Origin of the sequence: Cellvibrio chitinivorans, assembly GCF_035117775.1 — a bacterium.
Taxonomy (GTDB): domain Bacteria; phylum Pseudomonadota; class Gammaproteobacteria; order Pseudomonadales; family Cellvibrionaceae; genus Cellvibrio; species Cellvibrio chitinivorans.
In genome coordinates this window covers 52174-78400 of the sequence record NZ_JAYKKN010000006.1, presented here as the reverse complement: position 1 = coordinate 78400, position 26227 = coordinate 52174, and the positions used below count along the sequence as shown (strand labels likewise).

Below are 26227 nucleotides of genomic sequence, written 5' to 3'. Positions count from 1 at the left end.
GCCCGCATTTGCGGGCGTTGTTGTTTTCACCATCCTGATTTTCGTGCGCGTTTTTTTAGTGCGCGGCAAGTCTCCCGCTTGTTATGCTTAGGCTCTCAAAACCTATTTATTTGTTGTGATCGACAACCAAGGCATTTACGACACTATGCTAAAAATTTTCCGCAACTGGCTTGATCGTTATTTCTCGGACGAAGAAGCGTTACTGTTATTACTGTTACTCGGCGTTGGGCTCATCGTCATTCTCAGCATGGGGCAAGTGCTCGCGCCCATGATTGCGGCTATCGTGATCGCATTTCTTATGCAAGGTCTTGTCGTGCATTTGCGGAGCTGGGGCGCCCCGCATTGGCTGGCAGTGAGCATTGCATTTGCGATTTTAATGCTCGGGCTAACTGCTTTTTTATTACTGGTGATGCCAATTCTCTGGAATCAGTTGGTGCGCTTTTTTAGCGAACTCCCCGGTATGATTGCTGAAGGTCAGCAATTATTGATGCTAATGCCCGAAAAATATCCGCATTTGATAAACGAACGTCAGTTGGAGCAGCTATTTATTTCACTAACTACCGAGATCAGCGCTCTCGGACAAACAGCGGTAACCTTTTCGGTCACCAACATTCCAATGCTGATCGGCCTCTTGATCTATCTCATTCTGGTGCCAATTCTGGTGTTCTTTTTTATGAAAGACAGCGAGGTTATCACGGCTTGGGGCAGCCAATTTCTGCCACAAAATCGCCCGATGATGACTAAAGTCTGGCAGGAAATGAATCAACAATTTGCCAATTACGTACGAGGAAAAGTCATCGAGATTTTAATTGTGGGCGCAGTTTCCTATGTGGTTTTTGTACTACTCGGACTCAACTACGCTGCCCTGCTGGCAATTGCGGTTGGCTTGTCCGTGGTTATTCCGTTTGTAGGCGCTGCGGTGGTCACTCTGCCTATTGCGATGGTCGCTTACTTCCAATGGGGATGGTCGTCCGAATTTATTTATCTCATGCTGGCTTATGCGATTATTCAGGCGCTGGATGGCAATGTGCTGGTTCCACTGCTCTTTTCAGAAGCCGTTAACCTGCACCCAGTAGCGATTATCCTTGCCGTACTGGTCTTTGGCGGTTTGTGGGGCTTTTGGGGCGTATTTTTTGCGATCCCACTGGCCACACTGGTGAAAGCCATTCTCTATGCTTGGCCAATTGCGGTTCAACAAGCAACCAATTCGCAACCCGATGGTAAACAAACCGTCTCACCCCAATAAACCCATCTCTTTTAAGGCGCATTTTGATTATGTCCAACCATTCTTCTAACGCATTCTGGGTCGATGTTCGCACTGCCGACGAATTTAACGCAGGCCATATTGAGGGCGCCGCCCATATCCCTTACGAGGAAATTGCCCTGCGTATTGGTGAAGTGACGAGCGATAAGAACGCGAAGCTGCACCTCTACTGCCGCTCCGGCAATCGCTCGGGTATCGCCCAACAAACCCTGCAGGCGATGGGCTTCACCAATACCATCAACGAAGGTGGTTACGAGGCCATACTTCAGCGCTTGTAGTAGAGACCTAAAATAGCGATCAGCAGCGTTCAAAATTAATGCTGTCTCACCAGCCGCTATTCTGGGACAATAGCGGCTGGTTTAATTCCCCCCTAATGCAGTCCTATGAATACCGCCAAACACCTGTTCTCCTACGACAAGCCCAATATTCACGCTCAGGCCAAAACCTATAAGCCTGCGCCTTTCCTGCCGATGAGCCGCGCCGAAATGGACAAGCTCGGCTGGGATAGCTGCGACATTATCATTGTGTGCGGCGATGCCTACGTGGATCACCCGAGCTTTGGCATGGCAGTAATTGGACGCTTTCTGGAGTCACAGGGGTTTCGCGTGGGCATCATCGCCCAACCTGACTGGAAAAGTGCCGAGCCGTTCAAGGCACTGGGTAAACCCAATCTATTTTTTGGCGTAAGTGCGGGCAACATGGACTCCATGATCAACCGCTACACCGCCGATCTGCGCCTGCGCTCCGACGATGCCTATACCCCAGGCGGTATGGGCGGCAAACGCCCCGACCGCGCGGTGACGGTATACAGCCAGCGCTGTAAAGAAGCCTATAAAGATGTGCCGATTGTGCTGGGCGGAATCGAAGCCAGTTTGCGCCGTATCGCCCAGTACGATTATTGGAGCAACGAAGTGCGCCGCTCCGTTTTGATCGACGCCACTGCCGATATTTTGTTGTACGGCAATGCTGAGCGCGCGATTGCCGAAGTCGCCCACTCACTCGCGGCAGGTAGAAGCATTAAAGAGCTGGATAGCATTCGCGGCACTGCGGTTATCAAAAAAGAAGCGCCCGCTGGCTGGACTGAAATTGACTCTACCCGCATCGATTGGCCGGGCAATATCGATAAATTGCCCAACCCTTACGAATATCAACACAACAGCAAATCGGTTGTTGATGCCGCACAAGCTGACATCAACAATTCGCAAGTTGGATTGCGTCAGCTCGATCCAGAAACAATGGCCGCGCAGATTGCCGAATTAAATCCCGACCAACTGCAAACCCAAGGCTGCCCGGCGCAAGGAATTGAAAGCGAAAAAGCGTTTGATCCCAACGAGCCGCAACCGATTCGCATCATCCCAATGCCACTGCAAAATCGCAGTGAAATGCTGGATGCGGAAAAAGTGTATGTACGTCTGCCTTCGTTCGACAAGGTGCGTAAAGACCCAATTTTGTATGCGCACGCCTCACGCGTTTTGCATCAAGAAGCCAATCCATACAACGCAAGACCGATGATCCAAAAACACGAGAACCGTGAAATCTGGATCAACCCACCACCAATTCCACTTGAAACCGATGAGTTGGACGGCGTATTTGATTTGCCTTATGCGCGCGTGCCACATCCGGTTTATGGCAAACAAAAAATTCCCGCCTACGACATGATTAAAACCTCGGTAAACATCATGCGTGGCTGTTTTGGTGGCTGTACGTTTTGTTCGATTACCGAACACGAAGGGCGAATTATTCAAAGCCGTTCGCAGGAATCTATTCTCAAAGAAATTGAAGATATCCGCGATAAGGTTCCCGGCTTTACTGGCCACATTTCTGACTTGGGCGGCCCAACAGCGAATATGTATCGCCTGACTTGCAAAGATATGCCGACGCTTTCCAAATGCCGTCGTTTATCGTGTGTGTACCCGACTATTTGTAAGAATTTGATTACCGATCATAAACACACCACCAAGTTATATCGCGAAGTACGTAAAGTGCGCGGTGTAAATCGTGTATCGGTTGCATCGGGTTTACGCTATGACTTGGCGGTACTCGATCCAGAATACGTAAAAGAATTGGTCACTCATCACGTCGGCGGTTATTTAAAAATCGCACCGGAACACACCGAAGAAGGTGTGCTCTCGCAGATGATGAAACCCAAAATGAGCAGCTACTACGAGTTCAAACGCATGTTTGATAAATTCTCGAAAGAAGCTGGCAAAGAGCAGTTTTTAATTCCCTACTTTATCGCCGCCCACCCGGGCACACGCGATGAAGATATGCTCAACCTTGCGCTTTGGTTGAAGAAAAACAATTTTGAAGTGGATCAGGTGCAAACCTTTTATCCGTCACCTATGTCACTGGCAACGGCGATGTATGTGAGCGAACGCAATCCGCTGAAAAAACTCACCTATAAGAGCAAAAAAATTAATATCCCACGCGGCTTGGAACAGCGTCGTCTACAAAAAGCATTACTGCGCTATCACGACCCGGCCAACTGGCCGATCATCCGCGAAGCCCTGCGCGCTATGCGCAAACCACATCTAATCGGCAATACCGCATCAGCACTGATTCCCGATGAAGCAGGCGAACGCAACTCAGCGCAAAAAGCAAGCCGCGGCCACAATCCAAACGCGCGCGCGCAAGGTAAACAGGCGAAATCCGGCACAGGGAAATTTACCAACAAAACAGCACCACGCACAGGCAATAGTTCGAACAAACCTGCGGCGAAAGCCTTTGGCGATAAATTTGAAAGCGCGAAAAAATTTAATGCGCACAACGCAGCAGGAAAAAATTCTGGAGCAGCTGCAAAAAAAGAAACCACAGGTTTCAAATCCGGTAAACCCACTGGTAATTCTGCGCGACCTAACAATCGCCCTACCGGCAAAGCGCCAAATCGCAAACCGGGCAAGTAATCGATTCAAATTAAAATATCGCCCATAAAAAATGCCGCTGACTCACATCAGCGGCATCTTTTTGATTTGTACTTACGGAAATTAGTTGCCGTAGCTCATCAAACGCTCATAGCGACGCTCAAGCAAAGCATCGATTGGCTCTTTGCTTAAACGATCAACCTGCGCGATCAAACGTTCTTGCAGCTTTTTCGCCATTTCATCGACATTGCGATGTGCACCACCCAATGGCTCAGGAATAGTTTCATCCACAATTCCCAGGTCTTGCAGCACTTTGGAAGTTACACCCATCGCTTGAGCCGCTTCCGGCGCCTTAGCTACAGTCTTCCAAATAATATTGGCGCAACCTTCAGGAGAGATAACAAAGTAAGTAGAGTACTGCAGCATGTTGAGGTGATCGCCTACACCAATCGCCAATGCACCACCGGAAGAACCTTCACCAATTACGGTACATACAATGGGAGTGCGCAAGCGCGACATAACCGCCAAATTTTGCGCGATAGATTCAGAAATACCACGCTCTTCAGAGTCGATACCTGGATAGGCACCGGGGGTGTCGATCAGAGTCAAAACCGGCAGCTTGAAACGTTCGGCCATTTCCATCAAACGTAAGGCTTTACGATAGCCTTCAGGGCGCGGCATACCGAAGTTGCGCATTACCTTTTCGTTAACACTGCGGCCTTTTTCTTCGCCTATAACCATTACTGGCTTGCCGTCAAGACGAGCAACACCACCGATAATAGCGGCATCGTCACCAAAATGACGGTCTCCATGGAGCTCATCAAATTCGGTGAACACTCGCGAAATGTAATCGGAGGTGTAAGGACGATGCGGATGACGAGCAACTTTAACAATATCCCAAGCAGTCAACTTGGTATAAATAGCCTCAGTCAATTTGGTGCTTTTTTCACGCAACTTGGCAATTTCATCAGCAATGTTCACATCGGAACTTTTGCCAACTAGTTGTAATTCTTCAATCTTGCCTTCGAGTTCGGCGATGGGCTGTTCAAAATCCAGGTAATTCAGATTCATAGCGAGCTCTTGATCGGGGTAGCAAACTACCATTTGGCTTTAAGGATGAGTGCTGCAACCTGAGTTGATGACTTTTTAAACAGTCTTGCAGGCGGCACAATTGGGACGCTACCTTACGCGAAAAGGTCAATTTAGTCGATCTTTTCCAGCGAAAATGAAGGTGTGCAATAGCCCCTCTTAGCGAGGAAGGATGAATCTGGTAACCCCGGTAGGGCTACGCAGATTCGACCACAGTAGATACTCAGCAATATCTAATTCGTTATTGTGTAGACGTCTGAGCTACAGAAAACGAGGGGCGCGGGCGCGTTGGGGCAAAATAACAACCGCAGTGCTCTTTGAGCGCCATCAATATATTGCGGCGATTAATCAAGCCTATCAGCTTGCCATTTTCCACTACGGGATAATTTTTGGGTTTATTCCCCAGCATGGTTTCGGCGATTTCCAAAATGCTGGTTTCCGGCGTTACGCTCAATACATCGTGCCGCATAATACTGGTGACCTGCGCTGAATCATCGGAAAAGAAGGCACTGTTCAGCATCTCTTTCATGCAATCCGATTCCGAGACAAAGCCGATCAAACGCATTTCCGCATTTACCACAGGTGCACCGGTGATATTCCATTTGAGCAGATGCTCCACCACCTCACGCACACTGGCATCTACCGGGATCGCCTGTACATTGGCCTGCATATAATCTTTAACCAAAATTGATGACATGATACTGCCCTCCATCATTCAGTTTTTTAGACCTTACATTTCAATTGTAGTCACGGGCAGGAATAGCGAAAGACGGAAATAATCTTTAAGTACTTATTGTTTAGATCGACTTTTTCTAAGTGCCGATTCAAATAATAGATATAAAAAAGGCTGCAAACGCAGCCTCAATCGATTTGGATTTGAATGCAAATTTAGACAGACTTAGTACACTAATTTCACTTTATGAGTGCCGTAGTTATCGCGCAAGTGCTGTAACAATTCATCCTCCGGACGTACATTCCATTGATTATCAAACCGTAATTGCGCGCGCGCATCACTGCGCGAATAATCAATCACAATTGCACAGCGCGCCTCTTGCTGCGGTGATTGTCGGTAGGGATCAAGCATTTCACCCAACTCGCGGGAAAAACTGGCAGGTAATGCGCCCGACTCCAACTCAAGCCAAAGTTCACGCACTTTTTCCTGACGCACATCGGAAAGCAAACGCAAATTATCGGCACTCATTTTTAACATGCCACTAAAGTCGTCGTAGCGAACCTGACCACCAATCACCAACAAACTATCTTTTGAAAGTACATCGCGCGAGTTATTAAAGGTTTCGGCAAAGAGCGTTACATCCATGCGCCCAGTGCGATCATCAATGGTCAAGATCGCCATATTATCGCCGCGCTTGGTGCGCACAATTCGCTGTGAAATTACCAGTCCAGCAATAGTTTGCGCACCCTTTTCCGGCTTTAAGTTGGCGATGCGCGAAGTCACTAAATGACTGAGTTCGCTTTCATATTCATCGATTGGGTGGCCAGTAAGATATAAACCCAGCGTTTCTTTCTCTGCATTCAATCGCTCTTTCATCGTCCAAGTACGCACACGACGAAAATCGCTGTAAACATCGATATTGGAATCGTCAGACGCAATCACCGCACCAAACAAATCCATCATGCCGGCGTTGGTATTCGCCATTGCCTGCTCTGCTGTTTTTACGGCTTCCCCCATTGCAGCAAACATAACCGCGCGGTCGTGATCAATATTGTGCTGTGGTGTATTACAGGTAGAGCCAAGATTGTCAGCAGCGCCTGAGCGAATAATCGCTTCAAGCGCGCGTTTGTTTACTTTGCGCGGATCAACACGTGCGCAGAAATCGAATAAATCTTTAAATGGCCCGTCTTCATTACGCGCCGCAATAATCGATTCGATTGGTCCTTCACCCAAACCTTTAATTGCACCTAATCCATAAATAATTCGGCCAGCGTCATCCACCGTAAAATGAAACTCACCAGAGTTCACATCCGGCGGTAGCAGCTTCAATTTCATGGTGCGGCATTCTTCGATAAAGGTAACTACCTTATCGGTTTTATCCATATCCGAAGACATGGTCGCCGCCATAAAGTGCGCGGGATAATGTGCTTTTAACCATGCGGTTTGATAGGAAACTATCGCATAGGCCGCCGAGTGAGATTTGTTAAAACCGTAACCCGCAAACTTTTCTACCAGATCGAAAATTTTAATTGCAAGCTCAGGGTCAACTCCCTGATTTTTTGCGCCGGTTTCAAACACTTCTCGCTGCTTGGCCATTTCTTCCGGTTTTTTCTTACCCATCGCACGGCGCAGCATGTCTGCACCGCCGAGTGTATAGCCGGCAAGCACCTGCGCAATCTGCATTACCTGTTCTTGATAAACAATAACGCCGTAAGTCGGCTCCAATACCGGCTTCAATGTATGGTGCTGAAATTTTGCGTCAGGATAGGCAACCTGCGCGCGGCCGTGCTTACGGTTGATAAAGTCATCCACCATGCCCGATTCGAGCGGACCTGGGCGAAACAACGCAACCAATGCAATCAGGTCTTCAATATTGTCTGGCTGCAAACGCTTAATCAGATCTTTCATACCGCGCGATTCCAACTGGAACACCGCGGTGGTTTCTGCACGCTTTAATAAGCCAAATGTTTTTGCATCATCAAGAGGAATTGCGCTGATATCGAGTGGTGCCTCGCCTTTTTTAAGGCGCTGTTTGTCAATCATTATGCGCGCCCAATCGATAATAGTGAGCGTGCGCAAACCAAGGAAGTCGAACTTCACCAACCCTGCTTCTTCAACGTCACCTTTATCGAATTGAGTTACCAGACCGCTGCCGGTTTCATCGCAATATAACGGAGAAAAATCCGTTAATTTGGTAGGCGCAATTACCACACCACCGGCGTGCTTACCCACGTTACGGGTAAGCCCTTCAAGTTGTACGGCCATCTCCCATATTTCGCCAGCGTCGCCATCTTGCTCAATAAATTCTTTTAACTGCGGTTCTTCTTGCAACGCTTGCGCGAGTGTCATGCCCGGTGTGGGCGGAATCATTTTGGAGAGTTTGTCGGCAAGACCGTAAGATTTTCCCTGCACCCGCGCCACATCGCGCACTACCGCTTTTGCGGCCATGGTACCGAAGGTGATAATTTGGCTAACCGCATCGCGGCCGTAGTTATCCGCAACGTAAGAAATAACTTTGTCGCGGTTATCCATGCAGAAATCGATATCGAAGTCGGGCATGGAAACCCGCTCGGGATTCAAGAAACGTTCGAACAGCAAATCGTATTCGAGTGGATCAAGATCGGTAATTTTTAATGAATAAGCAACCAATGAACCCGCACCAGAACCACGCCCCGGCCCTACGGGAATATCGTGATCTTTCGCCCACTGGATAAAATCCATTACGATCAGGAAATATCCGGGGAATCCCATTTGGTTAATAATATCTAACTCAAAGTTCAAACGATCTTCGTACTCTTTGCGGCGTTCTGCATAATCCGTTGCAGATTTATCCAAAATCCGCTCAAGCCGTTGATCCAAACCTTCATGGGAAATTTTGCGGAAAAATTCTGCCTCAGTAAGACCTTCTGGCACAGGATATTCCGGCAAAAAGTACTTACCCATTTGAATCGTAATCGTACAGCGCTTGGCAATTTCAATGGTGTTTGCGATAGCTTCTGGAATATCACTAAACAACTCTGCCATTTCTTCTGCAGAGCGAAGATATTGTTGGTCGCTGTAACGACGCTCACGACGCGGGTCATCAAGTGCGCGCCCTTCACTAATACACACGCGCGCTTCGTGCACTTCAAATTCGCTGGCTTTTAAAAAGCGCACATCGTTGGTCGCAACAACAGGGCATTGCAGTTGATCGGCCAATTCAACAGTTAAGTGCAAATAGCTTTCATCGTTTTCGCGCCCGGTGCGCTGCAATTCCAAATAAAATCGATTGGGAAAATCACTCATCCATGCCTGTAATAATTCCGCTGCTTGCGGTGCGCGCCCACCAAGCAATGCCATGCCGATATCGCCATGTTTTCCGCCGGAAAGTGCAATAACACCTTCGCTGTATTCACTAATCCATTCACGTTGGATATAAGCAACGCCCTGCTGCTGACCTTGCCGCCAACCGCGAGATATGAGTTCAATAATATTTTTATAGCCGCGATCATTCATCGCAAGTAAGGTGATTAGAGTAGGCTTGCCATCACTCTCTGTGCTTGCAACCCAAAAATCACTTCCGGCGATGGGTTTTACACCTGTGCCCTGTGCAGCTTTATAGAATTTGATAAGCCCGTAAAAATTGGTTTGATCGGTAATCGCACAAGCGGGCATATTCAATTCTGCCACGCGTTTAACCAGCGATTTGATTCGCACCAAACTATCGCTCAGTGAAAACTCTGTGTGCAAACGAAGGTGAACAAAATTAGCAGCAGGCATAATCGTTTTCTACATAACTATTTTCTAAGTTGGAGCGAGGAATCAAAACAATTTAATCTGTTCGATTAGTGCACGTACAGGCGCATAGGATGTGCGATGGATTGGCGTAACACCCAATCGTGTTAATGCATCCATATGTACTTTTGTAGGATAACCTTTGTGATCCGCCAAACCATAGCCAGGATAAATTTTATCCAACTCAACCATTTCGCGGTCACGTGTGACTTTTGCGAGAATAGAAGCCGCACTGATTGCAGCAACACGACTATCACCTTTTACTACTGCCTCTGCGGTGTAATTCCACTTAGGTAATTTATTACCGTCTACCAGAACATGCTCAGGTTGAATATGAAGCCCTTGCACAGCGCGCGTCATCGCGAGCAGGCTGGCCTGTAAAATATTAATGGAATCAATTTCCACTACAGAAGCCCTGGCAATACACCAGCTTTTTGCTTTTTGCTGGATTTCAACAAACAATTGCTCACGCTTTTTTTCAGTGAGCTTTTTCGAATCATTTAAACCATCGATAGGATTTTCAGGATCCAGAATAACCGCAGCGGCTAATACATCTCCCGCCAAAGGCCCACGCCCTACTTCATCACAACCTGCATACAACAAGCCTTTATATACACTAACAAAGGGTTCAAGCACGTGATCACCTGTTGGATTATTTGCGTCTAATTAATTGCGCTACCGCATCAGCAGCGCGAGCACTCGCATCACGCTTTAATTCGATATGCATTTGCATAAAGATTTCGCTTAAAGCCTGAGCTTCATCCGGATTATCAAAATAATTCATTACTGCAGCACTAAGGGTTAGCGGTGTTGCTTTATCTTGCAAGATTTCAGGCACCAACATTTTTTGTGCAAGCAGGTTGGGCAATGAAACCCAAGGGGTTTTTATCAACCAAGATAAAATTTTAAAAGTCAGCGGTGCCATTTTATAAGCAACAACCATTGGCTTTTTCAGCAACAAGGCTTCTAACGCGACAGTACCGGATGCCAATAAAATCACATCAGCAGCAGCCATTGCCTCATGGGAATGTCCATTAAATAAAGTAATCGGTAGATCAACAAATTCATTTAGCTCTATGTGTAATTGACGATAACGATCTGGATTAGCCGCAGGAATAATAAATCGCAAACCTGGATCCTGTTCCAAACACATCACCGCAGTGCGCATAAACAATTCCCCCATGCGCTCTACCTCACTTGCCCTGCTTCCCGGCAAAAGAGCAACTACTCGCCCTTCCTCTGGCAAACCAAGGGTTTTGCGTGCAACAACCTTATCGACAGAGAGAGGAATTTCATCGGCCAAATGATGCCCAACAAACTCTACCGGCACATTGTGCTCATGGTAAAACCTTGCCTCAAACGGCAGCAGTGTGAGCATCAAATCAACAGCACGCGCAATTTTAATGATACGTTTTTGCCGCCACGCCCAAACGGAAGGACTGACGTAATGAGCGGTCTTAATACCCTGCTCTTTAAGGGATTCTTCAAGGGAAAGCGTGAAGTCAGGAGAATCTACACCAATAAAAACCGCTGGTGGATTTGCAATGAAATGTTCGCGCAGAAATTTACGTATCCGCAACAACTCTGGCAGACGCTTTAAGGGCTCAATTAGCCCCATTACCGCTAAGCGATCTTGAGGAAAGTACGAGTGAAAGCCTTGGGCCAACATGCGTGGACCGCCAATACCGGAAAACTCTGCATTAGGGAAATGTTTGCGCAACTCTTGCATTAGCGCTGCGCCAAGAATATCTCCGGAGGCTTCTCCGACTACAATACCTATGTGTATGTGATCAGACACCAAGCCCTCCGGATTTTTATAGCGCGAGTATTAAAAACTTATCGTTTTTGTATAAGATTTTATGAATTGCTTAAACAACAGCTTAACGAACAATGCCGCGTGTTGAACTATTTAATGATTCGATCAACACCTGCAATGCGAGGGATTCAACAGCCAAAGGATTTAACTCGGCCAAGGCTTCATCCAAAGTCAGACCGCGACGATAGATTGTTTTATAAGCCTTGGTCAGCAAACTGATGTCATCTTTGGTAAAACCGCGACGACGCAAACCTTCAACATTAATATTTTTTGCTTCGGCCGGGCTTCCCGTCACCATCACATAAGCAGGAACATCTTTACCAATTGCACTGCCCATTCCGGAAAAACTATGCGCACCAATTTTGCAAAACTGATGAACCAGAGTAAAACCACTCAAAATTGCCCAATCACCCACATAGACATGACCAGCCAAAGCAGTGTTATTGACCAGAATACAATGATTGCCGATGACGCTATCGTGCCCGACGTGTACATAGGCCATTAGCAAATTATGGTCGCCAATAGTGGTTTCACTTCGATCTTGCACGGTACCACGGTGAATCGTCACGCCTTCGCGAATCACATTGTGATCGCCAATAACCAAACGAGTAAGCTCACCTTTGTATTTCAAATCGGGAGTGTCTTCACCCACCGTTGAAAATTGGTAGATGTGATTATGTTTGCCGATGATTGTCGGGCCTTTTAGAACGACGTGAGATGCGATTACACTGCCCTCGCCAATTTCTACATCTGGCCCGATAATAGTCCAAGGCCCCACTGTTACATCAGGAGCTAATTTTGCACTGGGATGAATAATTGCAGTTGAATCTATCAAAATATCGTCTCGCTGGTTTCAGTTTAAAACAGATTAAACTTTGCGATCAGCACAGAGAATTGTGGCAGATGCAGCCAATACACCATCAACACTCGCTTTACATTCGAATTTCCAAATCCCGCGTTTTTCAGAAATAACGCGCGACTCCAACTGCAAACGATCACCGGGAACCACCTGACGCTTAAAGCGCACGTCATCCACACCGGCAAACAAATAAATAGAGCCATCTTGTGGCTTTTTATTCATGGTTTTAAAACCAAGAATACCTGAAGCCTGTGCCATAGCCTCAAGAATCATTACCCCGGGAAATACCGGATTTTGCGGGAAGTGGCCATTAAAGACTTCTTCGTTAACCGTAATATTTTTGTACGCGACAATTGATTCGCCTTCAACCAATTCCACCACGCGATCTACCAATAAAAATGGGTAGCGATGCGGCAGGTATTCGCGAATTTCGTTAACGTCCATCATGGTACAAACCCCAAGCAATCAATGAAAATTTATTCCGCACCATGAGTGCGCTCAAGTTTTATCAAGCGTGTTGCCAATTCATCTAACTGGCGAAACCGCGCTGCATTCTTACGCCAATTTTTGGTCGGCGCTAAAGGTGTCGCCGACGAGTAGGAACCTGCCTCTTTTATTGAAGCAGACACTAAACTCATCGCTGTAATATGTACTTTATCGGCCAGCGTTAAATGACCAATAATGCCAACCGCACCAGCAATAGTGCAGTTAGCGCCAATTTTCGTACTCCCGGCAATACCAACTTGCGCTGCAATTGCGGTATTTTTACCGATATAGACGTTATGCGCGATTTGAACCTGATTGTCGATAATAGCCCCATCGTCAATATGCGTATCATCGAGTGCGCCGCGATCAATGCAAGTGCAGGCTCCAATTTCTACTTTATTGCCGATACGCACGCCGCCAAGTTGATGAATTTTAATCCAGCCACCCGCATCAGGAGCAAAACCAAAACCATCAGAGCCCACCACACAGCCACTATGCAGGATACAATCGGAGCCAATACTAACTCCGTGATATACGCTTACATTTGCAGCGAGTTTGGTGTTGGCGCCAATACTCGTATCATTACCTACATAGCATCCGGCACCAATAACTACTCCATCTCCAAGACTAACGCCATCACCAATTACTGCATTAGCAGCAATAGAGATATTTTTTCCTAGTTCACATTCCATTCCAACAACAGCAGAGGGGTGAATACCCGAATGCGGTTCCCGAAGAAATTCAAATAACGAGGAGAGCTGAGCGTAAGCAGTATAGGGGTTCTTAACAATCAACTTATTTCCCTCAAACTCAGGAGCAAGTTCAGCGTTAATCAGCAATGCGCCGGCCTGAGTTGAGGATAAATATTTTTTGTATGCAGGATTGGCAATGAAACTCAAATCATTTGAGCCAGCAGACTGTATAGTCGCCAGCGCACTTATATTTTGATCAGCATTGCCGTTCAACTCTGCGTTCAGAATTTGGGCAAGTTCAGCCAGAGAATAAGTGCGCTTCATGATAGTAAAGGCCAGTCTTACTTAGCTTTATCAAGTAGTGCAGTAACCTTTGGAGTCAGATCATTTTCTGGCTTTGACATCATGACTGCTTTTGCATCAACAATCATAGTGACGTTTTCAGACTCTACCAGTTGCTTAACAACAGCCTCCATTTTAGGACCAAGCTCTTGCATGATTTGTTGCATTAGTACTTGTTGCTCAGATTGCAATTTTTTACCTTGGAATTGGTAATCTTGCCCGAGGCTTTGCAGTTTCTTTTCACTTTCAGCACGCTTTTCAGCGCTCCAAGTCATACCATCTTTTTGGTATTCCGCTTGTAAGGCTTTAATGTCTGCAGCCAATCCGTCGAGTTTGGCTTTTGCAGCAGCAAATTCGGCACTTTTTTGCAGTTTTTCAATTTTTGCCTTCGCAGCTGTAGTACCCATTACCGCTGCTGTCGGATCCAGCACTACCACTTTACCTTGCGCAAATGAGACAGCTGACATCAGCGACAATGCAATAGCGGCAAACATCTTTTGTGTAACAGTCACAATCTATTCCTCTTAAAAATAGTAAAACATTATTGTTAGAAAGTTTGCCCCAAGGAGAACTGGAACACTTCTGTACGATCGTACTCATTTTCGTGTAATGGCTCTGCGATACTAAAAGTCATAGGGCCAAAACCTGAAATCCACGTCAACCCCAATCCAACGGAAGTATTAATACGATTGATATCCACATCGTAACAATTTAGCTGGGTTGCGCCGCAATCAGTATCAAACACGTTACCTGCGTCAAAGAACAAAGTTGTCTGCAGAGAACGCTGATCCTTAATAAAAGGCAATGGGAAAAGTATTTCTGCACCACCTTGAATTAATACATTTCCACCAAAGGCACCACGAGTACGACTTGTATAGGTGCTACCTAGCTGCGCATCCCTCATCAGCTCACCAGGGTTACATACCCTCACAGTAGTTTGAGTACTTGAGCCTGCACCGGCCGCATCTGGATCTTCACACATCACGTATGCTTGTCCACCTACCTCACCAGATTGTTGGATACCATCACCATTCAAGTCATCCCATATGGTACTTGTCGTAACTTCTGTAGCCCTAGGTGAACTTCTTGGCCCTAATGTATTTCGCTCAAAACCACGAACAGACCCAAAACCGCCAGCATAATAATGCTCAAAAAATGGCAGCTCATCCAAATCTCCATAAGCACCCGCATAGCCCAAGCGAGTATGCAAGCGTAGAGTTAATGAGCGAGTTAAAGGCTTGAAGATTTGGCCGGTATAGTTGAACTTGTAGTACTGCAAATCACCGCCGGGCAATGACAACTCAAACGTTAGCTGTTGTGATGCCCCGCGGTTTGCCAATATCCCGCGATTCAGCGTAGAGCGCATCCAATACATGCTGACTTGCGCATCATTGAAGGTATCGCCGTAAACATCCAAAAAGCCGGGCTCACCCAACATGTCTTCCGTGAAGGCTAGCGGAACATAACTACCATTGGGGAAATCGATACCGTTATTGATGTTTTGAATCAATTCGTAATTGTCAGACTGAGTGATGTAACCAATATCGGAGTTCCAATAAGGCGACCGAATAATTTCCTGGGATGAATACGCGGTTGGCTCCACCTCCAAGCTACGCAAACCTATATCGAAGCCAATACGCTCAATATCAGAAATAGGATAACCGAAGTTCAATTTTCCGCCGTAGACGTTAGTACTATAAGGAGTAACGTTATAGGAACCGTAGTCACTGGTGGTGTAATACAAACTAACACCGCGACTTACACCATCAGGGGTAAAGTACGGATCGTTGTAATTAAAGTTGTAAGATGTTTGGTAACGGTTGTGACTAAAGCTGAACCCTACTTGTTTACCGGTACCAAACCAGTTGTTTTGCTGGATGCTTGCAGAGAACAACAGACCTGAGTATTGCGCATAACCGACTTGCAACCCCATGCTTCCAGATGGCTGCTCTTCAACAGTGTATTCAACATCGATTTGATCTGATGTGCCGGGTACTTCTTTGTTTTCTACTTTTACTTCTTTAAAAAAACCCAAACGCTCCAATCGCACTTTAGAGTTTTCAATTTGTGCTGAGTTAGCAGAGCCACCCTCCATTTGACGCATCTCACGGCGCAATACTTCATCGACAGTTTTGGTATTGCCACGGAAATTGATGCGGTTTACATAGGCTCGCTTACCTGGCTCGATAAAGAAGGTAATTTTTACCGTTTTATCTTCGTCATTACGCTCGGGCATACCCTCTACTTTGGCAAAGGTATAACCCTCATTACCCAAACGCTTGGTAACGTACTCTTCCGAGGTGGTCATCAGAATTTGCGAGAAAGTTTGGTCTTTGCGCATCAGGATCATGCTGCGAATAATTTGCTCATCAATAGCAGGATCACCCGCAAGCTCAATATCACTTACTTTATAAATATCGCCTTCAGTAATATTGACGGTGACAAAGATTTTGGATTTGTCCGGGCTTAAAGAAATTTGCGAGGAATCGATTTTGAAGTTCAGATAACCACGGTCCATGTACCATGACTCAAGACGCTCCAAATCCCCTTTCATTTTTTCTTTGTTGTATTTGTCATTGCCCGAAATCCATGACCACATTCCTGTAGTTTTCAGTTCGAACAGGTCAATCAACTCTTCTTCTTTATAGCTGTTGTTCCCAACAATATTGATTTGCTTGATACGTGATGGGCTGCCTTCATCGATTTTTACCAATACCTTAACCTGGTTACGTGGCATGTCTTCAATTTCAATTTTGACACTTGCTCCATAGCGCCCTTGGTTTACATATTCACGTTGCAGGGCTTGAGTAATACCTTCCAAAGTAGCGCGCTGGAAAATTTGACCTTCAGACAAATTATTGTCTTTCAGACTGTCCATCAGGTTTTCAGTCTTGATGGCCTTGTTACCCTCCAGCTCAATTTTATTAATTGCTGGACGCTCTTTAATCACTAATACCAGCACATCGCCATCACGCTTGATGGCAACGTCAGAGAAATAACCAATCTTAAAAAGTTCGCGGGTCGCGTTTTGAACATCGGCCTGAGTTAATACATCACCCACCCGGATCGGCATGGCACTAAAGACAGTACCTGCTGAAACACGCTGTAAACCTTCTACGCGAATATCACTCACACGAAAGGTTTGCGCCTGCACAGCGAAAGACAGAAATAGTGCTAGAAAACAGCCAATAACTCGCATCAAAACTCGCTTCATAGAATTTGTTCTAATCATAAATGAATGTTGGTTACGCGACCCGGCACAGACTGCCAGCTTAAAGCCGCATTATGTCGTTATACAGTGCTAGCACGCTTAAGCTGATCACAAGGAAGAGCCCAACCTGATACCCCAGCATTTGCACTTTGTCGGACACCGGTTTCCCCTTAATTACTTCAATGAAGTAATAAAATAAATGTCCGCCATCCAGTACCGGGATAGGCAATAGGTTAAAGACTGCCAGAAACACACTGAGCAATGCGACAAAACCAATAAAGCTCCGCAAGCCGCTCTCGGCTGAAGAGCCCGCCACCTTAGCAATGGTTATCGGTCCACTCAAGTTTTTCGTAGAAATTTCACCAAGAATCAATTTTTTGACTGATAAAAGAACAAATCCCGATGTTTCCCATGTTTTATTGACCCCTGCAACAAAGGCACCTGCAACAGAATAGTTATAGGAGCGGATCATATCCTCCGGCATGGTGTAGGGTTTAACACCTACGCCTACTCGGCCAATACGCTGTCCACTTTCCTCTAGTAATTCTGGGATAAGGGTAACCTCCATTACCTGCGCATCCCGCTCCAACTGCACCTGCAACGCTACTTCTGGATGCTTGCGCACGTACTCCACCCAGGATTGCCAATCATCGATTGGCAGATCATCTACCTGCAAAATTTTGTCATCGGTTTTTAACCCTGCTTTTTCCGCAGGGCTAGCGGCAACCACTTCGCCAACAACCGGGGGGATCTTTGGTAAAAACAGTGTGATACCCAAACCAGCAATAGGATCCGGATCAGCTGCATCGCGCAACCAAGCATCTAATTGGGCCTCAGATTCATACTGAAAATGTGAATCTGGATAGGCGACTTTAAAGCTAATTCGACCTGATTCACCAAGACGATTGAGTAGCGCTTTATTTAACGCCTGCCAAGTCGGCGTGGAGATACCATCCACCTCTACAATTTCCTGACCATGCTCAAGACCCGCTTGGGCAGCAACAGAATCGGGCGCGACGGTATCGATCACCGGGATAAGATCACGCTGCCCTTGGAGCAACAACCCCCAAAACAGCAGCATCGCCAGCAGAAAATTGGCAATCGGGCCTGCAGCAACAATCGCAATACGCTGCCACACCGATTTATTATTGAACGCCATGTGCCGCTCTTCAGGAGCCACATCACCTTCGCGCTCTTCGAGCATCTTGACGTAGCCACCTAAAGGCAAAGCGGCAAACGCATATTCAGTACCCTGCTTGTCGCGCCATGACCAAAGCACTTTGCCAAAACCTATAGAGAAGCGATGCACTTTGACACCGCAGCGGCGCGCAACATAAAAATGCCCAAACTCATGGATGGAAACCAGAATTAACAAGGCCACTAAAAACGACAGGATTGTCTGGATTAAGTCCACGGATACAACCTCAGGCAATGAGTTACCAACTTGCGATTAACTGCTGAGCCATCGCACGGGCTTCAGCATCGGCGTTTTGGACATGCTCCAAACTCCGGGGTTCAGCGGGGGATAAACACGCCAATACGTGATCGATAACAATTGCAATCTGATCGAAACGGATACGCCGCTGCAAAAAAGCAGCGACTGCAACCTCATTAGCGGCATTTAAGACGGCCGGCGCCGCACCAGATGCCTCAGCGGCCTGCTGCGCCAAACGCAAACAGGGAAAACGCGCATAGTCCGGCGCAGAGAAATCCAGCCTTGCGGTAGCAATAAGATCCAAACTCGACACACCCGACTCAATACGCTCTGGCCAGGCCAAAGCATGCGCAATCGGGGTGCGCATATCCGGATTCCCCAACTGAGCCAGTACTGAGCCATCAATATATTCAACCATCGAGTGAATTACGCTCTGCGGATGAATAACGACCTGCACCTGCTGCGGACGGGTATTGAAAAGCCAGCAAGCTTCGATCAGTTCCAAGCCCTTGTTTAACATGGTGGCTGAATCGACCGAAATTTTTTGCCCCATACTCCAATTGGGATGAGCACAAGCCTGCTCGGGAGTTACTTTGGGGAGATCAGCAATCGGGGTATTTCTGAAGGGGCCACCAGATGCTGTCAGGAGAATTTTACGAACACCGCTCGATGTGAGCCCATCAGCAAGATAATCATTACGGTGATTAGGCAAACACTGGAAAATTGCGTTGTGCTCACTGTCGATTGGCAACAAAAGCGCACCATGCTCAGCAACCGCACGGGTAAACAAGCCGCCCGCCATAACCAAAGCTTCTTTGTTTGCAAGAAGTACTTTTTTTCCTGCTCTGACAGCAGCCAATGTAGGCAATAATCCAGCAGCACCCACAATCGCCGCCATGACAGTATCAACTTGCTCATGGGCGGCAATGGCAGACAACGAATCAGCGCCTTGCAGAACCTCGGTTGCGCAACCTTGGCGGCGCAATTCGCGCTCCAACTCTACTGCTGCCGCAGAATCATTGAGCACCGCATAACGCGGATTATGCGTTAAACATTGCGTTGCCAACACTTGCCAACGACGATCCGCACTTAATGCAAACACTTGGTAGCGGTCGGGGTGACGCGCAATAACATCCAGCGTGCTAACACCAATTGAGCCGGTAGCCCCGAGAACGGTTATTTGTTGAGGTGTCGCTTGCATCTAAACACCAGAGCCCGACACCAAAACACCACTGGCAAGCAGCGCCAAGGCAAAGACCGGAGCACCAGCAGTAATGCCATCAACACGATCAAGAATGCCACCGTGGCCAGGTAAAATACTGCCACTATCTTTAGCACCCGCATGACGCTTGACCATACTTTCCAGCAAGTCACCCAGCACAGAAACCAGACTAGTAGGGATAATTAGCACCAACATCAATAGAAGATTAGCATTCAACGCCTGACTCAGAATCAGCGCCAACACACAGTTGGCCAGCAACCCACCAGCAAATCCCTCCCAGGTTTTACCTGGACTAACTGCCTGTGCCAGTTTGTGTTTGCCAAAGCGACGACCAGCAAAATATCCACCGCTATCAGCCAGAGCCACAATCAGCATCAGGAGCAGCACCAACCAAGCACCATTAGCTTGTTGGCGCACGTACACCAGCGCCACCCAAGTGGGGATTAACACCAATACCCCCATCAGCAAGCGCAATGCTTTGTGCCCCCAAAGTACACCGCTGCTGGGATAACCCTGCACTAACAGCAGCGCCAATGCCCACCAAGCACAGCCAACAATCAACAGGTCGCGAATCGCAGGATCATTAAGGCGCGGGCTTGCCTCACCCTCAAAACCCAAATAAAGCGAAGCGCCAGTTAACAGAAGCAATAAAAAGAAGGAATAGACGAAGCGCTGCCAAATGACGGTCCAACCGGATAATCCCGCCCACTCCCAAGCGCCGATCAATAACACCACGCCGATAAAGAATGAAAAGTAGCCAGCAGGCAGCCCAAATAACGCCAGAAGAAAAATAACCGCCAAAACCAACGCGGTGATAACCCGTTGCTTAAGCATTCAGTGCTCCCGCATCAATTTGATCGCCAGTCATACCAAACCGGCGCTGACGTTCTGAAAAACTGGCAACGGCTTTTTTCAATTCATCGCCATCAAAGTCTGGCCAGAGCTTGTCGCTGAAAAATAGTTCGGCATATGCGCACTGCCACAGCAGAAAGTTGCTAATACGAACTTCGCCACCGGTGCGAATCAACAAATCCAAGGGTGGTAAATCAGCAAGGGATGTTTGCGCATCCAGCGTGTCTTCGGTGATAGCTGCAGCATCCAGCTCCCCTGCCACCACTTGCTGTGCAAGTTTTTTAGCCGCTTGGGCTATATCCCAACGGCCGCCGTAATCGGCTGCGATCACCAAGGTGGTTTTACCGCCACGGGTCAGCTCTTCAGCAGCTTCTATCGCTTTTTGGATGGAGGGACTAAAACGCTCACGATTGCCAATCACACGCAGAGCAACGCCTTTCTTTTTCAGCGCTTTAGCTTCATTTTTCAGATACAACAAAAACAGCGACATCAATGCTTCCACTTCTACCGGCGGACGGCGCCAGTTTTCGCTGCTAAATGCAAACACGGTAAGCACTTCGATCCCGACATCCTGACAGGCTGACATCACATCGCGAATGCGCTCAACGCCGACTTTATGGCCGGAAACACCCGCCATACCGCGTTGCTTGGCCCAACGATTATTGCCATCCATGATGATCGCCACATGGCGAAGACGTTTGTCAGTCACGCAGAGTCTCCCGGTAGCAGGCTTTATCGCTAGATACGACAGCCCGTTTTTGCTTTTTGTAATAGTGAATTTGAATGCTTATATAGTGCATGGGTGGAGAGATTGGGCTTGTCGGCTCACGACAAACCCAATCAGGTGATGCAGATTAAACAGCCATCAGATCCACTTCTTTTGCCGCTAAAGCCTTGTCTACTTCAGCGATGAACTTATCGGTAATTTTTTGAATTTCATCCTGCGCACGACGATCATCATCTTCACTAATCGCTTTGTCTTTCAACAAGGCCTTAACATCGCCAAGCACATCGCGACGCACATTGCGCACTGCAACACGACCGTTTTCTGCTTCAGCACGCGCTTGCTTGATGAAGTTTTTACGGGTCTCCTCAGTCAGCATTGGCAGCGGAATACGGATCAAACCATTGTTGGTTGACGGATTCAAACCCAAATCTGACTTCATGATCGCCTTTTCAATCGCCGGAACCAGATTGCGCTCCCAAGGGCTGATCGACAGGGTGCGAGCATCTTCAATATTGATATTGCCCACTTGCGCCAAAGGCGTAGGGTTACCGTAGTAATCGACCATAATGCCATCCAACAAGCTTGGATGCGCGCGGCCAGTACGGATTTTATTGAAGTTCAAACCCAGCACTTCAACGGCTTTTTTCATGCGCGCTTCAGCGTCTTTTTTGATGTCATTAATCATGATTTATCCTCTTCAATCAAAGTACCCTCGTTGCTACCCACAACGATATTCAATAATGCACCGGTTTTATTCATGCGGAATACACGCACTGGCATGTCGTGCTCGCGGCACAAACAGATAGCGGTTAAGTCCATAACACCCAGTTTTTTGTCCAGAACTTCGTCATAAGACAGACGATCATACTTGGTGGCAGTCGGATCTTTTTTAGGGTCGGCAGTGTAAACACCATCAACCTTAGTGGCTTTTAATACGATGTCCGCATCAACTTCAATGCCGCGCAAACAAGCGGCAGAGTCGGTAGTAAAGAAAGGATTACCCGTACCGGCAGAGAAAATAACTACCTCACCAGAATTCAAGAAACGTACCGCACGGCGGCGATCATAGTGCTCAACCACACCACTCATAGGGATGGCCGACATAACACGGGAAGAAATATTGGAGCGCTCCAAGGCATCGCGCATCGCCAACGCATTCATTACGGTCGCCAGCATCCCCATGTGATCGCCAGTCACGCGATCCAATCCAGCTGCACTCAAGGCTGCACCGCGGAACAAATTTCCACCACCGATAACCAATCCAACCTGTACACCAATGCCTACTAACTGGCCTATTTCCAGGGCCATTTTGTCGAGAACCTTAGGATCAATCCCAAAACCTTCAGTACCCATCAGCTCCTCACCGCTGAGCTTCAACAAAATACGCTTGTACTTTTTATCTCTCGGGCTGGACATAAATGCTCTCCAAAACAATGAGTTAGCCGCTAATCCCCCCTTCAACCGAGGGTCGAAAAAATCGGTGCAGTGTAACAGAAAAAAAGCACCCGAGTGTCGCCCACTCCGTCTCTTTTTCAGACCCATCCACTCAGTAGACGACCAATAAAAAACCCGCACAAGTCACCCTGTGCGGGTTTTAGAGCAATCAATAAAAGCGAATTAGGCTTTTGATGCAGCTACCTGTGCAGCAACTTCAGCAGCGAAGTCAACAACTGCAACTTCGATACCTTCACCCACTTCCAAACGCACAAAGCTCTTCACAGTTGCGCCAGCAGCTTTAGCGAACTGAGCAACAGTTTGCTCTGGATTTTTAACGAAAGGCTGATCAACCAAGCTAGCTTCTTTCAAGAACTTGCTGATACGACCGCCAATCATCTTCTCAACGATTTCAGCTGGTTTGCCAGCCATGTCTGGTTGAGCACGGATAATTTCTTTTTCTTTCTCTACCACATCAGCCGGCATTTGATCAGAGCTAACCACGGTAGGGTTAACTGCAGCCACGTGCATAGCGACATCTTTAGCGGTTTCTTCGTTGCCACCTTCCAATTGAACCAATACCGCGATGCGGTTGTTCAAGTGCAGGTAACCACCAACCACACCACCATCAACAATACTGATGCGACGAACACTGATTTTTTCGCCAATTTTTTGAACCAAAGCTTCACGAGCCGCTTCCAACTCACCCGCCATTACTGCAGCAACGTCGGTTTGCTTGGTAGCAAAAGCCTTATCCAACACAGTGTTTACAAAAGCAAGGAAGCCCGCATCGCGCGCAACAAAGTCAGTTTCAGAGTTAACTTCAATCACCACGCCATAGCTGTTGTCTGGCGCCACTTTAACCGCAACAACACCATCAGCCGCAGTACGACCTTCTTTTTTAGCTGCTTTCAAACCAGATACTTTACGCAGGTTTTCAATTGCCAGCTCGATATCACCATTGGCTTCACCCAAGGCTTTTTTACATTCCATCATGCCCAGACCAGTACGGTCACGCAGTTCTTTTACCAGTGCAGGAGTAACAGCGCTCATGGTTAATTCCTCAAAATAAAAGTGTTCGAATTCAGTTTGAAAAAAGGGGGCCTAGCCCCCTCTTCCGACAACTCAAGCAGCCTGCAATACAGGTTACCCGAGCTTTATGGTCGTTTGATTACTACCGACGATTATTCCGCAGCGCCTTCAGCAGCTACGTACTCATCTTTGTTTGGAACAGAAGAAGCAGACTTGCTACCTTCCAGACAAGCATCAGCAACAGCAGAAACGTACAACTTGATTGCACGAATAGCGTCGTCGTTACCTGGAATTACATAGTCAACACCTTCAGGGTTGCTATTCGTATCAACGATACCGATAACAGGAATACCCAGCTTGTTAGCTTCTTGAATAGCGATGCGTTCGTGATCAACGTCGATTACAAACATTGCATCCGGCAGACCAGCGATACCCTTGATACCACCGATTGAACGCTCCAGCTTCTCCATATCGCGAGTGCGCATCAGAGCTTCTTTTTTGGTCAACTTGGTGAAAGTACCATCCTGACTTTGAGCGGTCAGGTCAGACAAACGGCGAATAGACGCACGAATGGTTTTGTAGTTGGTCAACATACCACCCAACCAACGGTGGCTCACGAAAGGCTGGCCAGCACGTTCAGCCTGCTCTTTGATGATTTTTTGCGCAGCGCGCTTGGTACCAACAAACAGAATTTTTTTCTTTTGAGAAGCCATTTGCTGCACCAAAGCCAAAGCTTCGTTGAATGCAGGAACGGTGTGCTCAAGGTTGATAATATGGATCTTGTTACGTGCACCGAAGATGTATTTGCCCATCTTTGGGTTCCAGTAACGGGTTTGGTGACCGAAGTGGACACCGGCTGACAACATGTCGCGCATGCTTACTTGTGGCATTTTAGTATTCCTACTGGGTTAGGCCTCCATATATCCCGCTCACCAACCAGCATGTTTACATGTGCAAACATTAGGCACCCAGGTTTTGCGTGTCGATATATGTGTGACGTTTGTTAATTAAGGATTTCTCTTATTTCAGCCCGGATTTAGCCCAAGCCCGAAAAAGAGGCGCGCTTTATACCACAGATAATCGAATTAATATACCGGAAACTAAATGGCCAGCTATTTTTGCCCATCAAGATCCCACCTAATGCACTAGGCCTCCCCTCTCTCAACTTGTATACTAGTGAAATCACTTATCACAACGACCGAGAAACCCATCATGAAAGAAACCTGGCGCTGGTTTGGCCCTAAAGATACCGTCAGCCTGGAAAATATTGCGCAAGCTGGAGCCACAGGCATTGTGACTTCCCTGCACCACATCCCCACAGGCGCAGCATGGCCCATGAAAGACATTCTTGAGCGCAAGCAATTAATAGAAGCAAGTGGACTTGAGTGGGCAGTGATTGAGAGCATCCCGCTGCACAACGACATCAAAACCCGCACCGGCAACTATCAGCAATATATTGATAACTATAAAGAATCTATCCGTAATGTCGGTGCAGCTGGTATTTATGATGTCTGCTACAACTTTATGCCAGTGGTGGATTGGACTCGCACCAACCTGAATTACACCCTACCCAATAATGCTCGCGCACTACGTTTTGAGATGAGCGATTTTGCCGCTTACGATGCATACATCCTGCAACGCCCCGGCGCAGAAGAATCCTATCGCCCCGACGTGCTCGCCAAAGCCAAATCCCGCCTGGACGCAATGAGCACAGAAGAAAAAGTTTTATTGGAAAAAAACATCATCGCCGGACTACCGGGCGGAGAAGGCTCTTATGATCGCGAAGGCATACGCGCTGCTATCGACCTATTCATCAAAATGGGCGATGAAGGCATGCGCGCCAATCTCTTTGCCTTTTTGCGCGAAATAATTCCTGTCGCCGAAGAAGCAGGTGTACGCATGGCCATTCACCCAGACGACCCACCTTTTTCACTATTTGGATTACCGCGCGTAGTATCTACCGCCGACGATGCTCGTGCCCTGCTCAATGCAGTACCCAGCCAGTCCAATGGATTGACCTTGTGCGCCGGCTCCTACGGCGCGCGCTGCGACAACGATCTGGTTGCCATGGCAAGTGAATTTGGCGAGCGCATTTATTTTGTTCACTTGCGCAATATCAAGCGCGAGGAAGACGGCTCCTTCTTTGAATCCGATCACCTGGATGGCGACAACGATATGGTCGGCTTGATTGATGCACTATTAAATGAAGAAGAACGCCGCACCAAAGCCGGGAGCAATCTACCCGCGATTGCAATGCGCCCCGACCACGGCCATCTAATGGGCGATGAAATTGGCAAAACCGGCATCAACCCCGGCTACTCCTATGCAGGACGCATGAAAGGACTGGCCGAATTACGCGGCGTTATTCATGCGCTTTCAACACTGCGCGCTCGTGCAGTCTGATCCAGCCCATAAAACACCTCAAATGATAAAGGGCGCATGAGCGCCCTTTATCATT

At 47.4% G+C, this 26227-nt stretch carries 22 protein-coding genes; 4 read left to right on the top strand and 18 right to left on the bottom strand.

Annotation, left to right across the window (positions count from 1 at the left end):
* Nucleotides 1-145 precede the first annotated feature (145 nt).
* From SPL68_RS15700 to SPL68_RS15690, 3 genes are all read left to right on the top strand, one after another.
* A complete protein-coding gene (locus SPL68_RS15700) occupies nt 146-1246 on the top strand; it encodes an AI-2E family transporter (RefSeq protein ID WP_323816115.1) in 1101 nt (366 codons plus the stop codon).
* A 29-nt stretch (nt 1247-1275) separates the two neighbouring features.
* Nucleotides 1276-1542 carry a rhodanese-like domain-containing protein gene (locus tag SPL68_RS15695; protein WP_323816114.1) on the top strand — a complete coding sequence of 89 codons (267 nt, stop codon included), beginning with the start codon at nt 1276-1278 and terminating at the stop codon, nt 1540-1542.
* Between the two features lie 105 nt (nt 1543-1647).
* Entirely contained in the window at nt 1648-4167 is a 2520-nt protein-coding gene (locus SPL68_RS15690) for a YgiQ family radical SAM protein (RefSeq protein WP_416377437.1), read from the top strand.
* An 81-nt stretch (nt 4168-4248) separates the two neighbouring features.
* Here SPL68_RS15690 and SPL68_RS15685 read toward each other — a convergent pair whose 3' ends face one another.
* The 18 genes from SPL68_RS15685 to rpsB form a co-directional block, all read right to left on the bottom strand.
* Nucleotides 4249-5196: an acetyl-CoA carboxylase carboxyltransferase subunit alpha gene (locus SPL68_RS15685; RefSeq protein ID WP_323816113.1), complete on the bottom strand. Its 948-nt coding sequence runs from the start codon at nt 5194-5196 to the stop codon at nt 4249-4251.
* Nucleotides 5197-5455: 259 nt separating this feature from the next.
* Nucleotides 5456-5911 carry a CBS domain-containing protein gene (locus tag SPL68_RS15680; RefSeq protein ID WP_323816112.1) on the bottom strand — a complete coding sequence of 152 codons (456 nt, stop codon included), beginning with the start codon at nt 5909-5911 and terminating at the stop codon, nt 5456-5458.
* A gap of 201 nt (nt 5912-6112) precedes the next feature.
* Nucleotides 6113-9646 (bottom strand): DNA polymerase III subunit alpha, encoded by a 3534-nt coding sequence (gene dnaE, locus SPL68_RS15675; RefSeq protein ID WP_323816111.1) that lies wholly within the window; start codon nt 9644-9646, stop codon nt 6113-6115.
* A 42-nt stretch (nt 9647-9688) separates the two neighbouring features.
* Nucleotides 9689-10264 carry a ribonuclease HII gene (gene rnhB, locus SPL68_RS15670; RefSeq protein WP_323816191.1) on the bottom strand — a complete coding sequence of 192 codons (576 nt, stop codon included), beginning with the start codon at nt 10262-10264 and terminating at the stop codon, nt 9689-9691.
* 49 nt (nt 10265-10313) lie between these two features.
* On the bottom strand, nt 10314-11459 hold the full coding sequence (gene lpxB, locus SPL68_RS15665) for a lipid-A-disaccharide synthase (RefSeq protein WP_323816110.1): 1146 nt from the start codon (nt 11457-11459) through the stop codon (nt 10314-10316).
* 82 nt (nt 11460-11541) lie between these two features.
* Complete coding sequence (lpxA, locus tag SPL68_RS15660; protein WP_323816109.1) at nt 11542-12312, bottom strand: acyl-ACP--UDP-N-acetylglucosamine O-acyltransferase; 771 nt, start codon at nt 12310-12312, stop codon at nt 11542-11544.
* 33 nt (nt 12313-12345) lie between these two features.
* Nucleotides 12346-12783, bottom strand: coding sequence for a 3-hydroxyacyl-ACP dehydratase FabZ (fabZ, locus tag SPL68_RS15655; RefSeq protein WP_323816108.1), 438 nt, complete (start codon nt 12781-12783; stop codon nt 12346-12348).
* Nucleotides 12784-12812: 29 nt separating this feature from the next.
* On the bottom strand, nt 12813-13838 hold the full coding sequence (gene lpxD, locus SPL68_RS15650) for a UDP-3-O-(3-hydroxymyristoyl)glucosamine N-acyltransferase (RefSeq protein ID WP_323816107.1): 1026 nt from the start codon (nt 13836-13838) through the stop codon (nt 12813-12815).
* 17 nt (nt 13839-13855) lie between these two features.
* Nucleotides 13856-14368, bottom strand: coding sequence for an OmpH/Skp family outer membrane protein (locus SPL68_RS15645; RefSeq protein WP_323816106.1), 513 nt, complete (start codon nt 14366-14368; stop codon nt 13856-13858).
* 35 nt (nt 14369-14403) lie between these two features.
* Nucleotides 14404-17055, bottom strand: a complete 2652-nt coding sequence (gene bamA, locus SPL68_RS15640) for an outer membrane protein assembly factor BamA (RefSeq protein ID WP_416377439.1) — start codon at nt 17053-17055, stop codon at nt 14404-14406.
* A gap of 73 nt (nt 17056-17128) precedes the next feature.
* The gene (gene rseP, locus SPL68_RS15635; protein ID WP_323816104.1) at nt 17129-18481 is read right to left on the bottom strand and encodes an RIP metalloprotease RseP; all 1353 of its coding nucleotides are present in this window, start codon (nt 18479-18481) and stop codon (nt 17129-17131) included.
* Nucleotides 18482-18503: 22 nt separating this feature from the next.
* Nucleotides 18504-19703 carry a 1-deoxy-D-xylulose-5-phosphate reductoisomerase gene (gene ispC / locus SPL68_RS15630; RefSeq protein ID WP_323816103.1) on the bottom strand — a complete coding sequence of 400 codons (1200 nt, stop codon included), beginning with the start codon at nt 19701-19703 and terminating at the stop codon, nt 18504-18506.
* A complete protein-coding gene (locus SPL68_RS15625; RefSeq protein WP_323816102.1) occupies nt 19704-20558 on the bottom strand; it encodes a phosphatidate cytidylyltransferase in 855 nt (284 codons plus the stop codon). It lies immediately after the preceding gene.
* On the bottom strand, nt 20551-21285 hold the full coding sequence (uppS, locus tag SPL68_RS15620; protein ID WP_323816101.1) for a polyprenyl diphosphate synthase: 735 nt from the start codon (nt 21283-21285) through the stop codon (nt 20551-20553). Before uppS ends, SPL68_RS15625 begins: the two co-directional genes overlap by 8 nt.
* A gap of 145 nt (nt 21286-21430) precedes the next feature.
* Nucleotides 21431-21988, bottom strand: a complete 558-nt coding sequence (gene frr / locus SPL68_RS15615; protein WP_323816100.1) for a ribosome recycling factor — start codon at nt 21986-21988, stop codon at nt 21431-21433.
* A complete protein-coding gene (gene pyrH / locus SPL68_RS15610) occupies nt 21985-22719 on the bottom strand; it encodes a UMP kinase (RefSeq protein WP_323816099.1) in 735 nt (244 codons plus the stop codon). The genes frr and pyrH overlap by 4 nt, the downstream gene beginning before the upstream one ends.
* Nucleotides 22720-22920: 201 nt before the next feature.
* Nucleotides 22921-23790 (bottom strand): translation elongation factor Ts, encoded by an 870-nt coding sequence (gene tsf, locus SPL68_RS15605; RefSeq protein WP_323816098.1) that lies wholly within the window; start codon nt 23788-23790, stop codon nt 22921-22923.
* A gap of 131 nt (nt 23791-23921) precedes the next feature.
* Nucleotides 23922-24659: a 30S ribosomal protein S2 gene (gene rpsB / locus SPL68_RS15600; protein WP_323816097.1), complete on the bottom strand. Its 738-nt coding sequence runs from the start codon at nt 24657-24659 to the stop codon at nt 23922-23924.
* A gap of 322 nt (nt 24660-24981) precedes the next feature.
* On the opposite strand from rpsB, the gene uxuA reads away from it, so the two are divergent.
* Nucleotides 24982-26172, top strand: a complete 1191-nt coding sequence (uxuA, locus tag SPL68_RS15595; RefSeq protein WP_323816096.1) for a mannonate dehydratase — start codon at nt 24982-24984, stop codon at nt 26170-26172.
* Nucleotides 26173-26227: the final 55 nt, after the last annotated feature.

Bases quoted from the DNA above. Each gene is read 5' to 3' on its own strand.
- bamA (WP_416377439.1), bottom strand. From the start codon at position 17,055: ATGCGAGTTATTGGCTGTTTTCTAGCACTATTTCTGTCTTTCGCTGTG.
- SPL68_RS15695 (WP_323816114.1), top strand. From the start codon at position 1,276: ATGTCCAACCATTCTTCTAACGCATTCTGGGTCGATGTTCGCACTGCC.
- uxuA (WP_323816096.1), top strand. From the start codon at position 24,982: ATGAAAGAAACCTGGCGCTGGTTTGGCCCTAAAGATACCGTCAGCCTG.
- fabZ (WP_323816108.1), bottom strand. From the start codon at position 12,783: ATGATGGACGTTAACGAAATTCGCGAATACCTGCCGCATCGCTACCCA.
- tsf (WP_323816098.1), bottom strand. From the start codon at position 23,790: ATGAGCGCTGTTACTCCTGCACTGGTAAAAGAACTGCGTGACCGTACT.
- lpxD (WP_323816107.1), bottom strand. From the start codon at position 13,838: ATGAAGCGCACTTATTCTCTGGCTGAACTTGCCCAAATTCTGAACGCA.
- SPL68_RS15700 (WP_323816115.1), top strand. From the start codon at position 146: ATGCTAAAAATTTTCCGCAACTGGCTTGATCGTTATTTCTCGGACGAA.
- dnaE (WP_323816111.1), bottom strand. From the start codon at position 9,646: ATGCCTGCTGCTAATTTTGTTCACCTTCGTTTGCACACAGAGTTTTCA.
- rpsB (WP_323816097.1), bottom strand. From the start codon at position 24,659: ATGCCACAAGTAAGCATGCGCGACATGTTGTCAGCCGGTGTCCACTTC.
- frr (WP_323816100.1), bottom strand. From the start codon at position 21,988: ATGATTAATGACATCAAAAAAGACGCTGAAGCGCGCATGAAAAAAGCC.
- pyrH (WP_323816099.1), bottom strand. From the start codon at position 22,719: ATGTCCAGCCCGAGAGATAAAAAGTACAAGCGTATTTTGTTGAAGCTC.
- SPL68_RS15680 (WP_323816112.1), bottom strand. From the start codon at position 5,911: ATGTCATCAATTTTGGTTAAAGATTATATGCAGGCCAATGTACAGGCG.
- ispC (WP_323816103.1), bottom strand. From the start codon at position 19,703: ATGCAAGCGACACCTCAACAAATAACCGTTCTCGGGGCTACCGGCTCA.
- SPL68_RS15690 (WP_416377437.1), top strand. From the start codon at position 1,648: ATGAATACCGCCAAACACCTGTTCTCCTACGACAAGCCCAATATTCAC.
- SPL68_RS15685 (WP_323816113.1), bottom strand. From the start codon at position 5,196: ATGAATCTGAATTACCTGGATTTTGAACAGCCCATCGCCGAACTCGAA.
- SPL68_RS15625 (WP_323816102.1), bottom strand. From the start codon at position 20,558: ATGCTTAAGCAACGGGTTATCACCGCGTTGGTTTTGGCGGTTATTTTT.